The organism is Cellvibrio sp. KY-GH-1, from assembly GCF_008806975.1.
Classification (GTDB): domain Bacteria; phylum Pseudomonadota; class Gammaproteobacteria; order Pseudomonadales; family Cellvibrionaceae; genus Cellvibrio.
Genome location: NZ_CP031728.1, coordinates 5026930 through 5043528 on the forward strand (window position 1 = coordinate 5026930; position 16599 = coordinate 5043528).

Here is a 16599-nt window from a genome sequence, read left to right on the forward strand (position 1 = left end):
AATGTTTGATGCTGCGATGGCTGCACCGGCGTTAACGATCGGTTTTTTTGTTGTTCTGGTGTTATTTGGTTTCGCCGGAATACTTAATGCTTTCTATTACAAGGTCGCCCAGGGTACGGCGTTAATCGTGAACGACACCACATCAACGCCTAAAGTACATTTCACGGGCGCTTTAGTTTGGCCAATTATTCATAAAAAAGAGCTTATGAATATTTCCTTGATTACTCTGGAAGTAGACCGCCGCGGCCGTGATGGATTGATCTGTAAAGATAACTTACGAGCGGATATTTCTGTTGCGTTTTACCTGCGTGTTAATGAAACACCTCAGGACGTATTGCGTGTGGCGAAAGCTATAGGTGCAGAACGGGCATCGGACCGTGAGGCAGTGGAGTTGCTGTTCGCAGCAAAATTTTCAGAAGCGTTGAAGACTGTAGGCAAGCAAATTGAATTTATTCAGTTGTTTGAGAATCGCATGGAGTTTCGTGAAAAAATTATTCAGGTGATCGGCGATGATCTGAATGGTTACGTATTGGAAGATGTAGCAATTGATTATATCGAACAAACTCCTAAGGCGTCATTAGATCCAAATAATATTCTGGATGCAGAAGGTATCAAGAAAATCACAGAATTGACAGCGGCTCAAAACGTGCGCACTAACATTCTTGAGCGTGACGAAGAGCTGGCGATCAAGAAAAAGAATGTAGAAACCACTGAGGCCATGCTGGCGCTGGAGCGTCAACAGGCGGATGCCGAAGCGCGTCAAAAACGTGAGATTGCCTCCATTCAAGCGCGTGAAGAAGCCGAAACCAAAAAGGTACAGGAAGAAGAGCGCCGCAAATACGAGCAAACTGCGATTCAGGTAGCGCAGGATTTGTCAGTGCAAACTGAAAACCAGAAGCGCGAAATTGAAGTCGCCGAACAAAATCGCCTCCGTGCCGTTGCTATCGAACAAGAGAAAGTCACTCGCGCACGTGATCTCGAAGTGGTTGCACGCAAACGCGAAGTAGAGCTGCAAACTATTGAGGCGGAAAAAGCCATTGAGCTGCAAAAGAAAGAAATCGCCAATGTGATTCGTGAGCGTGTTGTTGTCGATAAAACCGTAGCCATCGAAGAAGAGCGTATTAAAGAGGTACGCGAAGTTTCTGATGCGGATCGCAAGAAGCAAGTTCAAGTTTTAGCGGCTGAGGCGGCGGCAGAAGAAGAAAAAGTGAAACAAGTGAAAGCGGCAGAAGCGGAAGAACTTTCGGCCAAACACAAAGCCAGCGAAATTATGACTATGGCGCAAGCCAAGCTGGAAGCTTCTTCCAAAGAAGCGGAAGCCATGAAAAAGTTGGCCGAAGGTATTCAGGCAGAGCGTGCAGCGCCCGGTTTGGCGGATGCCAAGGTCCAGGAAGCCAAAGCAACCGCACTGGAAAAAGAAGGTGTGGCTGAGGCGAGCGTGATTCGTGCAAAAGGCACCGCCAATGCTGAAGCTGGCAAAGCAGAAGCGGAAGTGATTGCCGCGAAAGGTCACGCCGAAGCAGATGTAATTGCGACTAAGGGTACTTCTGAAGCGACCGCGAAAAAAGAAGTTGGTTTGGCGGGTGCAGAAGTGACTCGTGAACAATTCAAAGCAGAAGCGGACGGTTTGACCGAGAAGTTCGAGGCGATGAATGCCATGAGTGAAAACGCGCGCTCACACGAAGAATTCCGTATGGGCCTGGAAACGTCACTCAAAGAAACCTTGGCCAGTATTGCTGCCGGTAAAGAAATCGCGAAAGAAAATGCGGAAATTCTCGCGATTGCCCTGCAGAAAGCCCATATCGATATTGTGGGTGGTGAAGCACAATTCTTTGATAACTTTGCCAAGTCCTTATCGATTGGCAAAGCCATTGATGGTCTCGCGGGCAAGAGTGGGGTGATTCAGGCAGTGCTGGATCGCTTTATCAATAAACCCGCGGTAGCAGCGCCGGCGGCGAAAGAAAAAGCGGAAGATGTAGAGGTTGTTGGTTAAGTAACCTACCTGGCATTTTTAACCCCTCCCTAACCCTCCCCTTGTCAGGGGAGGGAATTGTACGTGCTCTGCATTAAGAGTGGAGTTGTATTTTCCCTGTTGGGACAAGCTTCATTTTATATTTAGCAGGTAGTCAAACCCCACCCACTTTTTAAAGGAGTGGCTAGCTAGGGGTCGTCTTGGTTGAAGGTAAAAAAGGAAAAATCCATGTCGCAAAATACCGACACCGCTGCAGAAAGTATTGTTGATAAGGCTGTTGCTGAAGGCGGTGCCTATGAAATTATTCGTAAGCGTTTGTTGGATCAAGGCCAACAGCTGACGCAAAAAGTCCGAGAGCTGAATGACGCACGTCTTGCTGAATTTGGTAGTTCGGCGATGGTTGCGACGGCGCGTGTGCGAGTGCGCACCGAAAATAATTGTATTCCCCGCGACATAGTGCAGGTAGGTGATTACCTGTTGTTCGGTTACAACGTCTTTTTGGGTTTGAAGAAAGAAACCAAAGTGGAAGACGTATTTTCCCTGTTTATTAAAAAAGATAACGAGTCCGGTGTTGAGCTGGAACAGGTGCCGTTTGCCGGCACTTTTTTGGCAGAACAAAGTTTCGTTAACGATTTTGAAGAACTTTATCGCTACTACAAGGATACCCGTATCGTTGAGTTAACCACAAACAACGGGAAATTGTTGGCTGGCTTTCAAATTGGCGAACGCCTCGATGATATTCGTGTATTTAGTTGGTCGCTATCACCCGACGGCAAAACCGTAAAATACATTGATAACCGGGGTGAACGCGATATTCAATTGCCCCCTGCATTTGATTTTGAATGGGTTTCTGCAACCCGTGAAAACGCGGTACATGGGCGCCACCCGCATTTAAATATTCTCGACAAAGTTTTTGTCGAGACGGTAGGCGGCGACCTTACCATTAAAATTGAAAATAATACTGAAGATGGTCTGGGTATCTATCGCGAAACGGTAGACGATAAAACGCAATCGCTCGATGATGCCAGTGTCTTTTATGCGGCGGTAGGCAATTTGGTGCTGCTGAAAATTCGACCTTATCGCGAAGAGCAATTCCGCTATTTAATTTATAACACGCTTACGCAAAGTGTGTTGCGCATCGATACAATTGGCCAAAGCTGCGTGCAGTTGCCGGAGAATCACGGCATCATTTTTCCGGGCGGCTACTATTTGAATACCGGAGAATACAAAACGTTTGAAGAGGATAACAGTGCGTTCCGTTTCAAACGTATGATTCGCTCGCCCAACGGCGAAGATGTGCTCTATGTGTTTTATGAGCCGGTCTTGGGTGTGGTTTCACTGCTTGCCTACAATATCATTGAGAAAAAATTACAGAATCCGATTTTTGGTAATGGTTATGCGCTCGCCGATAACGGCGAGATAGTGATTTTTTCCGCTGAGGCTGAGCCGACCCGTGTGCACCCCATGCAGATTTGGGAAACGCCCTATGTGAGCGCGGAGTTTGCCAGTAAAGTGCCAGCGAAGCAGAATTTTTACGGCCGTATTGGTAACAATGAATTGGTGCGCGGCATTTCCGATTTTTACAGCATCGGCCGCATTATTAACAATCAGGCAGTGTCGGTAAGGCTCTACGAAGAACTGAGTCTGGCCGCGCGCAAAGTATTTGATACCTTTTATTGGCTTGGTGAAACCGACGTTCAAGCCATTGCCAGTGTGCTGAAAGATATTTCGGCTACTGCTGAGTTGGTGATCGACGAATTTGAAAAAGTCGAATCCATTCGCCAGCAATCAGGCAAAGCCATGCAAGAGGCCGAGCAAGCACAAGCGGAAATTCTGCGCTCACTGCAGCCAGAGAATTGGGTTTCGGCAGAAGAATATGTGGATGCCTTAAGTCGCTTGCGCAAACAGCGCGGCCAACTAGCGACGATAAAAGAATATCGCTATATCGATCAAGTGCGCATTGAGCAACTTGATCAGCAATTGCTGGATTCCAATACGAGTTTAAGTGAACAAACGGTTGCATTTCTGGCGGATGAAAAGTCGCTTACTCCCTATCTGTCCAAACTGGATGAATTAAATCTACAGATCGAAAAAGTAGAAACGTCCGCGGCTATTGCTCCGGTTATTGAGACAATCGAAAAAACTGCCGCCGGTTTGGATTTGCTGTCGGAGTTGATGGCCACTTTGAAAGTAGACGATGCTACTCTGCGCACCCGCATTGTGGATTCGATTTCTGAAGTCTATGCCAAGCTCAACCAAAGCCGAGCGAATGCCAAGCATAAACAAAAGAACTTCGGTTCAACCGAAGCTGTTGCGCAGTTTGGTGCGCAATTTAAACTTTTCTCTCAAAGTATCGCTCATGCGTTGGGTCTGGCGACTACGCCCGAAAAATGTGATGAACAGCTTTCCAAATCGCTGGTGCGCCTGGAAGAACTTGAAGGCCAATTTAGCGAATACGATCAGTTCCTCGCGGATATTATGGCCAAACGCGAAGAGTTGTATGAGAGTTTCCAGGAGCACAAGCAGCGCTTGCTGGATGAACGGCAGAAAAAAGCGCAAAGCATTACTGATGCTGCCACTCGTATTCTTGCCAGCATAGAAAAACGTTCGCTGTCGATCAGCGCGGCAGATGAGCTCAATACTTACTTTGCGTCTGATGCATTGGTGTTGAAAGTTGCCGATTTAATTGCGCAATTAAAAGCACTGGACAGCGCCGTAAAAGCTGACGATGTGGATGCGCGCTTTAAGGCGATTAAAGGGCAAGCGCTCCGTGCCCTGCGCGATAAAAGCGATATTTTTGAAGAGGGCGGTAACGTCATCAAACTGGGTAAGCACAAATTCAGCGTAAATACCCAGGAGCTGGATTTAACCATTATTCCTCGCGAAGGCGAGTTGAATTTTCACCTCGCAGGTACTGATTATTACGCGCCTGTTGCGCAAGCTGAACTTTTGGCGTTGAAGGACTACTGGTCAATCAGTCTGGAGTCAGAGACGGCCCAGGTATATCGCGCAGAGTATCTAGCCGCGTTAATTATTGACGCCGCACAGCAACAGACTGATGGAATTACTCACGGCCTTTTACACGAAGCTTTGGTTGCTGACGAAAAGCTCGGTAAGCTGGTGCGCGACTTCAGCGCGGCGCGCTATAAAGAAGGCTATCAGAAAGGAATTCATGATCAGGATGCGGTTCTCTTGCTAAAAGCGCTGGTGCCAGCGCTCGATTCGGTAGACTTACTCAGGTTTGATCCTTTGGCGCGTGCTCTGGCGCAGGTTTTCTGGGCTAACATCAACGAATTTTCACTGAAATCCAAAAATCAAAAATCCAATCTTTCATTTGAAACCTGGACCGATCGCGCCATTTCCGCCAAACAAATGCATCTTCTTTTTGGCAGTCTTGATGCAATTAATTTGTTGGTGGAAGAAATTGCAGAAACTTTGAGTGAGTTTATCGAGTTTCATCCATTGGTAGTCAGTGCGCTGGATCTGCGTCGCGCTGCAGAATATTTGGTGGAAGAACTCGCGCGTGAGCGCACGGAGTTTATAACCAGCAAATATGCGGTTGCGCTGGTTAATGCATTTAAACAATCGCTTGATGATAAAAGCTGGCGTCACTATCAGGATGTGTTGGTTAAAATGCAAGGCTGGCCCGCAGAGCGCTGGAATTTAACGGCGGCGTGGTTACAGGCCCTGATTAAAGATAAGCAACTTGAGCATTTACAGCGTTATATTCCTGAAGCTGTGGCGGTATTAAAAACGGATCAGCGACTGGATCGCCGCTATACCGAAGTCGAGCTGGAGTTAAGCGTTTCCGGTTTGCTGGGCGAGCATCCGCGTATCCAGAATCGAACACTGGCGTTTGCAGTGGATGAGTTTGTTCAACGTTTGGCTCACCATCGCTATCAGGTGGTGCCGAGTTATCAACGTTATTTGCAAGTACGCCAGCAAATTATCGAGCAAGAGCGTTATGCGTTGCGACTGAACGAGTTCAAAGCAAAACCGCTTAGCTCGTTTGTGCGCAATCGCTTGATTAATGAATCTTACCTGCCAATTATTGGCGATAACCTCGCCAAGCAAATGGGGGCGCTGGGGGCCAACAAGCGTACTGATTTAATGGGTATGCTGATGATGATCTCACCACCTGGTTACGGTAAAACGACCTTGATGGAATACGTCGCGAATCGGTTGGGATTGATTTTTATGAAAATCAATTGCCCGTCGCTCGGTCACGATGTGTTATCGCTCGACCCCGAACAAGCGCCCAACGCTACTGCCCGGCAAGAATTGGTGAAGCTGAATCTCGCGTTGGAAATGGGCAACAACGTGATGCTCTATCTGGATGATATTCAGCACACTAATCCGGAGTTTTTACAGAAATTTATTTCACTGTGCGATGGTACGCGTCGCATAGAAGGCGTATGGCAAGGGAAAACCAAGACCTATGATATGCGTGGCAAAAAATTCTGCGTGTGCATGGCGGGCAACCCCTACACCGAATCGGGTGAAGCGTTCAAAGTCCCGGATATGCTTGCCAACCGTGCTGATATCTATAACCTCGGTGATATTCTCGGCGGCATGGAAGAGCAATTCGCACTTAGCTATATCGAAAATGCCCTAACCTCTAATGCAGTGCTTTCACCTCTGGCGCTGCGCGATATGCAAGATGTCTATAAATTTATCGCTATGGCCAAAGGTGAGCAGGTAGCGACGACCGATTTAAGCCACGCTTACTCAGGTGCGGAAGTTAATGAAATTGTTGGTGTGTTGAAAAAGCTGTTTGAAATCCAAAAAGTGATTTTGAAAATCAACCAACAATACATTGCCTCCGCCGCGCAAGACGATAAATTCCGCGTTGAGCCCTCGTTCAAATTGCAAGGTAGTTACCGCAATATGAACAAGATGACCGAAAAAGTGTCGGCGGTGATGAATGAAACCGAGTTGATGCAAATGATTGCTGATCACTACCTCGGTGAGGCGCAAATGCTGACCACGGGCGCGGAGAGTAACTTGCTCAAGTTGGCGGAATTGCGCGGTAATATTACCGATGAGCAAAAGACGCGTTGGGAGCAAATCAAAAAAGATTTTCTGCGCAATAAAGCCATGGGTGGTGATTCGGCGGATACCGGCCAAAAACTGGTGGTGCAATTGGCGGATGTTGCGGAGGGTGTGCAGAAAATTGCCAGCTTCGCCGGGCATAAACCTGAACCTGTTGCGACAACACCCGAGCAAGATAAAGTAGCGCAGGAAAAGGCGTTACAGGATGTCGCAGTGGCGCAACTGCTCAACCAGTCCCTGCAACGCTTGGAAAAACTAGCCCAACCGGCCGCGCCCAAAGTGGAAGTGGTAAACCAGCCATTGCCCGGGTTGGATAAAGTGTTGAGTGTGCTGGCGCAAACTTTGGAAGGCGCGATTTTACCCTTGGTACGCAATATGGATAAAAAGCTGGATATAGATTTGCGCAACCACGAAAAAATTGAAGAGGTATCGTTGCAAATTAAAACCTTGCAGCAGGAGCTGGCAATTACTAAAAAGCCCAAGGCTCCACCAGCCGTACCAGAAATAAAATAATTATAGGTCGAAGCCTGGGGGAAAAGTCTATGCGGCGCCTATCTTCCAAATTCCGCTGGCTGTTTTTGTTTGCTGGAATCATGGTTGCGGCACAGGTATTCAATTGGGTGTTTAACGGCTGGTTGTATCAATTTGGTCTGGTGCCTCGGCAGGTGGGTTCACTGCCGGGCATTTATATCGCGCCCTTTTTGCACGGCAGTCTGGTGCATTTGATCAACAATCTATTTGGCTTTTTTATTTTCAGCAGCTTGTTGTTCGTGCACTCATTGCAGCGCTATTTATGGAGCAGCTTTTTTATTGTCACCCTGACCGGAATACTGGTCTGGTGTTTCGGGCGCAGTGCATTGCATATAGGTGCAAGTGGCTGGATATTTGGTCTGTGGAGTTTAACCATTGCCACCGCCTGGTATGATCGTCGTTTTATCAATATTCTAATTGCGGTGGCAGTGATATTTTTCTACGGTGGTATGCTCTGGGGCGTACTTCCTACTGATCCCGGAGTGTCCTTTGAATCGCATTTATTTGGCGCTTTTGCGGGTGTGGTCTGTGCATTCATGCAAAACAAATTTTATAAAAATAGACGTTAGGGAGTCATATGCGGCAACAAGAATTAGAGCAATGGTTGGTCGCCAGTCTGGAAGATTTTAAATTAAGCCAATCAGAAGCGTTGGCGTTGCGAGAAATACTGCCGCGCCTGGCGAATGACGATATTGCATTTGCGCGCAATAAGGCGTTTCAGTTGGCGCGCGAGCCAATCCACACGGGTGGCGATAATGCGGTCGCAACATTGCTGTGGTTGGAGAAGCTCAGTAAAACGATTGATAATTTTCGTCAGTCGGAAACTTCATCTATCGCGGAAGCCCATTTCAGCCCCGGCGAAGATTGCCGCCGCCAGTTGCTCGATTTATTGGTTAGTGCCCGCGAGTCAATCGATATCAGCGTTTTTACCATTTCTGACGATCGCCTCTCCGATGCAATTCTCGCCGCCCATAAGCGCGGCGTGAATGTGCGGTTAATCACTGACAATGACAAGGCGCGCGATCAGGGCAGCGATATTTATTATTTGATTGACCTTGGGCTACCTGTGCGGATGGATGCTAGTGAAAACCACATGCACCACAAGTTCGCGGTGATCGACAAAAAAATCCTCGTCAACGGCAGTTTCAACTGGACTCGCTCGGCAACGGATTACAACCAGGAAAATATTCTGGTAACCGATGAGCCGAAATTAGTCAGTGCGTATTTGGAAGAGTTTGAAAGTTTGTGGCTTGAATTCAAGTAGGACGGTTTTGCGTAAAAGCCGTCTTAATAATTTAAAAAGGAGAGATCATGCATTGCAGTAGCTGTAAAAATACCCAATTAGAACCACAAGAGCTGGAACCAGGTTTGGTAGCAGCAAGCTGTCCGTCTTGCAGCGGCGCTTTGGTATCTTTGATGAATTATCGCTTCTGGGCGGATCGCTATGCTTCCACCAGTGTTGCTGAAGCTTCGGCGAATGATGCAGAGGTAAGTGAGTCTGAATCTGTTCATTCTTGCCCTAAGTGCAGCCGCTTGATGATGAAATATCAAATTGGTCCGCAGACTAACCATAAACTGGATTTATGCAGTGCTTGCGATGAGGCCTGGTTGGATAAGGGCGAATGGCAATTGCTGAAGCAGTTGGATCTGCAGGATAAGCTACCGAAAATTTTTACCGACGCCTGGCAGCGTAATATCCGCAAACAGCGTCAGGAAATTGCACTTAATGAGCGCTATGAGAAATTGCTGGGCAGCGAGAGCTTTAGCAGGGTTAAGGAGTTTCGCGATTGGTTGCTAGAGCAACCCAATAAAGATGCAATAAAACAATATTTAATTTCACATCAAGACTAGTAAATCAGGAGAAACTCATGGCTGAGTCGCGTGACTATTTAGAAATGTCGTTTCGTTCAATTCAATGCTTTAGCAATGATGGGCGTTTGGACGCTAATGAGTTGGGTAAAATACTCGCAATTGCTGAGCGAGATGGTGTTATAGATAGCAATGAAATGCGTGTACTAAAGGGGATCATCGACAGGGTCAAACCCTATGAAATAGATTCTGCTATGCGCACAAAGATGCAGGAGATAAGCGAAAAAATTTCTAGTTAGTTTTAGGCACCGGGGGGCCGCCGGTAATTGCGGCTCCCGTGGGTGGCTTATGCCAGTTAAGGTAATGTTGTTTAAAGATTATTGAACTTCAACGAAAATCAGTCTGAAATACCGAGCGAGCTAATCGTTCGACTATAACAATAAAATCCAGTCAAAAGTGTACAGAGACCCGATTAATTACGAAAAGAGGTTTCAATGAAGAATAGTGTTTTAATTAGAAATTCAATGCTTGCCATGGTGTTGTTATTGGTAAGCGGTGTTGTCGGTGCACAACAGGAAAGTGACAGATCCTTCGTGATTGGTAACTCGCATATAATTCCCATTGAATCCCGAAATACCGGGCGGCAACACGAATTGGTTATTATTTTGCCCTCCAGCTACCAGAGTCAGCCCACAAAAAAATACCCGGTGCTCTATTATCTGGATGCTTATTGGGATACTCCCTTGCTCGCATCCACCTACGGCAACCTGATTTACGATAATGAAGTCCCTGAATTTATTATGGTTGGTCTTTCCTATCCCGAGGGAAAAGACTATGGTAAAGAGCGCCGCTTGGATTACACCTTTACTCCGGTGGATGAGGGTTCAGGAAAGTCCGATCAGTTTTTAGCGTTTATCAAAACTGAAGTTGCGCCCTTAATTGAAAAACAATATCGCGGTCTGAGTACGGACAGAGTTTTATCGGGCAACTCCCTGGGTGGACTTTTTACGTTAACGGCAGCGTATAAGGCGCCTGAGTTCTTCTCAGGATTTATCGCCATCAGCCCGGCGGTAGAGTGGGACAATAAAGCGTTGATTAAATTTGATCAGTCTTATGCAAAAGATCATCAATCTCTGCCCGGTCGTGTGTTTATTTCTTACGGCGCGAAAGAATATTCAGTATTTCGCGAACCTATCGCGCAATTCCAAACGACCTTGGCAGAGCGTAAGTACCAGGGTTTGGCTTTGCAAAATTATGTGATGGAAGATCTGGATCACACCGCCGTGAAAGGTGATGGTTATGTAAGAGGCCTTAAGTGGGTATGGAAACCGAAAAAGCCCGCTGGCCCGAGCGGATTGGAAAAAGCCTATTTGGAACAACCCAAAAAATAGCAATAAAAAAGGGGAAATACCTGAATATTTCCCCTTTTTTATTGCGCTCAAATTATATTTGCTCGCTCGTTGTTTCTTGCGCTGGGCCCGCTTCATTATTGAGGTGAATTTGTAGTTCCAAGGACGCGACACCGACATTAATCGACGATGTCAAAGAGAGTGGCTGCTGTGCCAGTGGCCGCCCCTTTAATTCTTCCAATGCTATTTCCAAAATCCGGTACATTTGCGCTGTCGATGCGCGCACGGCTTTCTCATTCAGCGAGTCAACGCCACTGCTCACCGTATTGGTAACAGCGCCTATGGCGTCACCCGTCAGTACCAGTGCCTGGTTACCAATATCTTTCATTTTGTCCAGCATGGCGCTCTCCTTATTAAATTATTTCTCTTCAATCTCATCAACGTCTACTTGCCCGCTCATACGGCGTGTTAAATGCGACCAACACATTCCTACTGCGAGTAGGGCGGCAAGTAATACTTCTATCACCCAGGCCATGGCCGAAATATTGGTTACACTTAAAAAACCCCAATAGACAAACAACCATATCAAGCTTGCGAATAACGCCGCTAAAATAACAATCCCGACCACGCCGAGTGAATTCAGCGTAGCTTTAATATAAATACCCCAGCCAATCAGCAGTATCAAACCGGCGATAACAATATAGGGGGTGATATGACTGATACTCTGGTAGACCCAATGGAAGTAGGAGTAGCCGCTGGGGTTATAGCTCAGCAACACCAATAGCAGTGCAAATAAAAATCGTAACGCTATGCCAGTGCCAGTGAGGTTCATAGTGAGGTCCTGTTGTTAAGAAGTTAACAAAATATCTTTGCCAGTGTGCAAAAGTCGCGATTCTAGTGACCAAAATTACGACGATATTTAATCAAGCCAATTTTTGCATCGGGGTCATAACCCATGGCGGTATAAAAATCCCGAGCGTTTCGGTTCACGCTACCGGTCATTAGCATAATCTTGCTGCAGTTCTGCTGCAAACAAAAGTCCTCTATGTAATCCATCAGGTATTTGCCAATACCTTCTCGTTGATACTGGGTGCCGACAATTACATTTTCCACCACGGCAAACGGTTGGTCTTGAAACATAACATCTTCACACAAACAGACCAGCGCCGTGGCAATTACCTCGCCGTCATTTTCGCACACCAGCAGATGGGTCAGCGCGCTACTAGCAATCGCTGCGATACGTTCAGCGGATACGGACGGCGTAGACAGTGTGGTTAATTCGCTATAAAGCTTGCCAATGGCTTCGACATCGTTAGCCTGTGCGCGGCGAATGCTGCGCATATTTAGTGTGCCCGCTCGATAATCGGCTGTACCAACACCCATGGCTTAATTACCACAGCCCACACCAATGAATCTGCTTCATACCATTGCAATGCTTGGGCATCTTTTACGGCATCGACCAGGCCTGCTTCCATCCATTCTTTTAATTGCGCTGCATTGTCTGCGGCGATTTCTGCAGCGACATGCGTGAGGTCAAGGCTTGGATCTACCGCGATAGCATTGCCGCTGGCAAAAAAGCGTTGCAGTTCCCGCCAGTGAATTTGCGCGGTTTCCAAATTAAGTTGTTGTTCGAGTTCGTTGGTCATGTTTACCTCTAGTGCAAAACTCTTTAACCCCACCCTTGCCCTGCCCTTGAGACGAGGAGGGGAATAAAGCTCCTCCCCCTGGCAAGGGGAAGGCTGGGAGGGGGTATTGATTATTTACTCAGTGCGCGCGCGACGCGAGAATTGGTTGGTTTTCCTAAAACATTACTGATGGTATTACCGGCATAAATTAACTTTTCCAAGTCTATGCCGTGTTCAATACCTAAACCATTTAACAAATACACTACATCTTCCGTGGCGACATTTCCGGTCGCACCTACGGCATAGGGGCAGCCGCCTAACCCGGCGACAGAGGAATCTATCACGCTTACACCCGTTTCCAGCGCGGCATAAATATTGGCTAGTGCCTGGCCGTAAGTATCATGCATGTGCACTGCAATTTTTTCGATAGGGATAGTGCGCGCAAGTATTTCCACTAGCTGTTTAATTTGCCCGGCGGTGCCCACCCCAATGGTATCGCCCAATGAAATTTCGTAGCACCCAAGCGCGAGCAAATCATTGGCAATGCCAGCGACAATGTTGGGATCAACTTTGCCGGCATAAGGGCAGCCGGCAACACAGGAAATATAACCACGCACTGGAATCTGTTGTTTTTTTGCAGCGCTAATCAAGGTTTCAAAACGTGCGATACTTTCTGCGATGGAGCAATTAATATTTTTTTGACTAAAAGCTTCGGATGCCGCTGCGAAAATGGCGACTTCATTGGCGCCAACAGCGATAGCGCGCTCATAACCTTGCAGATTAGGCGTGAGTGCTGCATAGGTAACGCCTTGCTTTCGTGCAATGCCGGAAAATACCTCACCGCTGTCGGCCATTTGCGGTACCCATTTCGGGTTTACAAAACTGCCGGCTTCAATGTAATGCAATCCGGCATCGACCAGATTTTCAATCAGTTGGATTTTGGCGCTGGTGGGAATAGCTTGCTTTTCATTTTGCAAACCATCGCGTGGGCCAACTTCAACAATACGAACTTGTTTGGGAAGACTCATAGGGAAAATTATCGCTAATGGATGTGAGCGAAAGTTTACCAGATAGGTGTGGGTGCTTGAACCCGATTTAAGCAGAAAGGCTGGCGCCCGGTAGGGTTTGCTCGGCGTCGCTCAGGACTTGATGCAGTTGTTCAAGCTGGATTGGTTTGGTGGCAAATGCGTTCATCCCGCACGCAAAGGCGCGATCAGTTTCTGCTTGTTGAACACCCGCCGTTAACGCAATAATCCAGGGTTGAGGGCCGGCATTCTGTTGCGCGCGAATAATTTCAGTGGCGGTGTAGCCATCCATAATGCGCATTTGAATATCCATTAAAATAATTTCGACAGGAATTTCTTTGCAGATATCCACTGCCTCTCTGCCATCGGCAACGGCGGTGACATTGGTGTAGCCGAGTTTGGCGAGCATTTTAATCACAACCATCTGATTCACGCTGTTATCTTCCACGACCAGGATGCGTGTTTTTTTGGTGGCTACCGGCACGCTTTTGGTCTGCGCATCCGGGTGATGACTGCCGAGTTTCAATGCGCGCAGTAAAGCGCGAATCAAATCATTATTGCGCGTAGGCTTTTGCAAACTAATAAACGTGCTGATGCGCCCGCTGGAGCGATCAGAGGCGCTGCTGAGTATGATAGTGGGAATGGGGGCGGTAGGGCGGAGATCATTCAGTCGTTCGGCCAGTTCGCTGCCATGCATCCCCGGCATACATTGATCGAGAATGGCCACATCAAAATGATGTCCTAGCCCTGCGTTTTCCAGGGCATTTTCTGGTGATGCATACGCAGTAGCACGCATACCCCATTGCATTAAGGTGGCCGCGAGAATTTTTCGATTGGTGGCATTGTCATCCACAATTAGCGCGTGCAAATTATTAAATTGATGGGTGTCCAACGCTTGTTGTTCGTGCGCTTTGTCTTCATACATCACCTGGGTGGTAAAGTAAAAACTGGTGCCCTTGTGAACTTTGCTGTTAAAGCAGATTTCTCCGCCCATTTGCTGCACAATTTTTTTGGAAATCGCCAGCCCTAACCCAGTGCCGCCGTATTTGCGGGTGATCGAGTTATCCGCTTGGGTAAAAACCTGAAACAAATTGCCTTGGTGCTCGTCGGGTATGCCTATACCAGTATCGTGAACGGCAAATAAAATTTTGCAGCTGCTTTCATCACTATTTTTATGCTGCAACTCAATGCGCAGTATGACTTCGCCGCGCTCGGTAAATTTAATGGCATTGCCAATTAAATTAATCAGCACCTGGCGAATACGTGAAGAATCCCCCTCCAAGTGCAGTGGTACTTCTGGTTCTATGTAATAGTTTAATTCCAGCTTTTTGTCGGCCGCGCTTTTGGAAAATAACTCGAGGGTATCCTCAATTAATTCTCGCAAATGGAATGAATGTATATCCAGAATGATCTGGCCGGCTTCAATTTTGGAATAATCGAGAATGTCATTGATGATAACCAACAGGCCTTCGCCGCAACTTTGAATGGTGCGCACCAATTGTCGTTGTTCATCGTCCAGCCTTGTTTCACCCAGCAGTGACGCACAGCCAATAACACCATTCATGGGTGTGCGAATTTCATGGCTCATTACAGCGAGAAATGAGCTCTTGGCTACCGCGGCTTGCTCGGCCGCTGTTTTTGCGTAATCCAATGCATTTTCTGTGTGCACTTGTTCGGTGATGTCTCGCGATAATCCCACCATGCCCAAGAGTTTTTGACGATCATCAAAAATAGGAACCTTTATGGAATCAATGTATTTTTCCTGTCCGGCACTATTAAGAATGTGCTCGCGCTGACGACGCATTTTTCCGGAGCGCAACATGTCTTGTTCTTCTTCAAAAATACGAATGCCTTCTTCGGGTGAAAACTTGGGTGAATCCTTATCAGTTTTACCCAGCCATTGATCGGTCGACTTAAAGCCGTGAAACTCCTTCCAGGCTTTGTTACCGCCTAAAAAGCGCGACTGAGGGTCTTTGTAGTAAAACAAATCCGGCAATTGGTCTTGCAGGAACAAAAAATAATTGGCCGATTTAATGGCGGCTTCCTGTTTGCGGTAGCTGATTTCGATCGAAAAAATGGCGCCCGACCAACTGCCCTCAGCACTACTACTTTCCGATGGATCGTAAGTTGCCTGGAGCAAAAAACGGCACTTGTCACCGGCTGGGGATTTGTAGGTAAATTCAAAGTTGATCAGCGGGTCTGCGTTTTCATTATTGCTGTGGCTATTGCTAGCTTCGGCGAAACGCTGCTGTAACAGGGATTTTTCCGGTTCAGGAAATACATCGAAAAACACACTGGCACTGGCCAGAACGCTGGCGGGGGAGATATTAAAAAAACGGCTGATGGTTGGGCTGCAAAATTCAAATTTGCCGCCCGTGGCTGAGGTTTTATAAACGAATAATACAAACGGGAAATTATTATTGTGCTCCAGCATAAGGAGTCCCCTGTATTAGCTGCGCTTCCTTGGGTTGGCGCGTAAGTTTCCGTGTTACCAACATGAGTGCAGTGATTAACTCCAATTCCCTTAGCCTAGCTGATGGCACAGGTTTTGTCACAAATTCCCCGTTTGTATGGCCGGGTTTTGCACCGTCGCTTTTTGTTAATCCTCACCCCAGCGTGGCATTAACTCCTGCGTAACGCCCAGCTGATCCAGAATACGGGCAACAATAAAATCAATTAACTCTTCTACAGTTTGTGGCTGCATATAAAAACCGGGGCTTGCGGGTAGTACCACCACGCCCATTTGAGTGAGCTTGAGCATATTTTCCAAATGGATTTCCGAGTAGGGCGTCTCGCGAGGAACTACAATTAATTTGCGCCGCTCTTTTAGCGCAACATCGGCGGCGCGTTCAATTAAATTATTGCTGGCGCCATGCGCAATAGCCGATAAGGTTCCGCCGCTCGCGGGGCAAATCACCATCGAGCTCGGCGAACTGGAACCGGAAGCCACAGCGGCAAACCAATCGTCTTTTGCCAGCACTTGCAGTTGGTCTTCATCCGCTTCAAACAGAGAACTGAAAAACGCCTGCTGTTCATCAATATCGCGCGGCAAATCCAAATCTGTCTCAGTGCGAATAACTACTTCCGCTGCACTGGAAATCATCAAATACACTTTGCAATCCGCCGCCAACAAACACTGCAACAGTCGCAACCCGTACTGGGCACCGGAAGCGCCCGTTATTGCGAGTGTGATGGTGCGTTGTTTTGATTGAGTCATAGGTGGTGCCTCAAGTTTT

At 47.3% G+C, this 16599-nt stretch carries 14 protein-coding genes; 7 read left to right on the top strand and 7 right to left on the bottom strand.

Annotation, left to right across the window (positions count from 1 at the left end):
* The first annotated feature begins 1 nt into the window (after window position 1).
* From D0C16_RS21155 to D0C16_RS21185, 7 genes are all read left to right on the top strand, one after another.
* Entirely contained in the window at window positions 2-1993 is a 1992-nt protein-coding gene (locus D0C16_RS21155; protein ID WP_151034177.1) for a flotillin family protein, read from the top strand.
* 207 nt (window positions 1994-2200) lie between these two features.
* Window positions 2201-7537 (top strand): DNA repair ATPase, encoded by a 5337-nt coding sequence (locus D0C16_RS21160; protein WP_151034178.1) that lies wholly within the window; start codon window positions 2201-2203, stop codon window positions 7535-7537.
* Between the two features lie 29 nt (window positions 7538-7566).
* Window positions 7567-8124 carry a rhomboid family intramembrane serine protease gene (locus D0C16_RS21165; protein WP_151034179.1) on the top strand — a complete coding sequence of 186 codons (558 nt, stop codon included), beginning with the start codon at window positions 7567-7569 and terminating at the stop codon, window positions 8122-8124.
* A gap of 8 nt (window positions 8125-8132) precedes the next feature.
* Window positions 8133-8819, top strand: a complete 687-nt coding sequence (locus tag D0C16_RS21170; RefSeq protein WP_151034180.1) for a phospholipase D-like domain-containing protein — start codon at window positions 8133-8135, stop codon at window positions 8817-8819.
* Between the two features lie 47 nt (window positions 8820-8866).
* Window positions 8867-9406, top strand: coding sequence for a hypothetical protein (locus D0C16_RS21175; protein ID WP_151034181.1), 540 nt, complete (start codon window positions 8867-8869; stop codon window positions 9404-9406).
* 17 nt (window positions 9407-9423) lie between these two features.
* Window positions 9424-9663, top strand: coding sequence for a hypothetical protein (locus tag D0C16_RS21180; protein ID WP_151034182.1), 240 nt, complete (start codon window positions 9424-9426; stop codon window positions 9661-9663).
* Window positions 9664-9858: 195 nt separating this feature from the next.
* Window positions 9859-10755 (top strand): alpha/beta hydrolase, encoded by an 897-nt coding sequence (locus tag D0C16_RS21185; RefSeq protein ID WP_151034183.1) that lies wholly within the window; start codon window positions 9859-9861, stop codon window positions 10753-10755.
* 52 nt (window positions 10756-10807) lie between these two features.
* Here D0C16_RS21185 and D0C16_RS21190 read toward each other — a convergent pair whose 3' ends face one another.
* From D0C16_RS21190 to D0C16_RS21220, 7 genes are all read right to left on the bottom strand, one after another.
* Window positions 10808-11113, bottom strand: coding sequence for a hypothetical protein (locus D0C16_RS21190; protein ID WP_151034184.1), 306 nt, complete (start codon window positions 11111-11113; stop codon window positions 10808-10810).
* Between the two features lie 18 nt (window positions 11114-11131).
* Window positions 11132-11545: a DUF6524 family protein gene (locus D0C16_RS21195; protein WP_151034185.1), complete on the bottom strand. Its 414-nt coding sequence runs from the start codon at window positions 11543-11545 to the stop codon at window positions 11132-11134.
* Window positions 11546-11607: 62 nt separating this feature from the next.
* Window positions 11608-12096 (bottom strand): GNAT family N-acetyltransferase, encoded by a 489-nt coding sequence (locus D0C16_RS21200; RefSeq protein WP_225318792.1) that lies wholly within the window; start codon window positions 12094-12096, stop codon window positions 11608-11610.
* Window positions 12057-12359 (bottom strand): DUF2288 family protein, encoded by a 303-nt coding sequence (locus tag D0C16_RS21205; RefSeq protein ID WP_151034187.1) that lies wholly within the window; start codon window positions 12357-12359, stop codon window positions 12057-12059. The genes D0C16_RS21200 and D0C16_RS21205 overlap by 40 nt, the downstream gene beginning before the upstream one ends.
* Before the next feature lie 110 nt (window positions 12360-12469).
* Window positions 12470-13366: a hydroxymethylglutaryl-CoA lyase gene (locus D0C16_RS21210; RefSeq protein WP_151034188.1), complete on the bottom strand. Its 897-nt coding sequence runs from the start codon at window positions 13364-13366 to the stop codon at window positions 12470-12472.
* Between the two features lie 67 nt (window positions 13367-13433).
* Window positions 13434-15797, bottom strand: coding sequence for a PAS domain-containing hybrid sensor histidine kinase/response regulator (locus D0C16_RS21215; protein WP_151034189.1), 2364 nt, complete (start codon window positions 15795-15797; stop codon window positions 13434-13436).
* Between the two features lie 165 nt (window positions 15798-15962).
* The gene (locus D0C16_RS21220; RefSeq protein ID WP_151034190.1) at window positions 15963-16580 is read right to left on the bottom strand and encodes a flavin prenyltransferase UbiX; all 618 of its coding nucleotides are present in this window, start codon (window positions 16578-16580) and stop codon (window positions 15963-15965) included.
* Window positions 16581-16599: the final 19 nt, after the last annotated feature.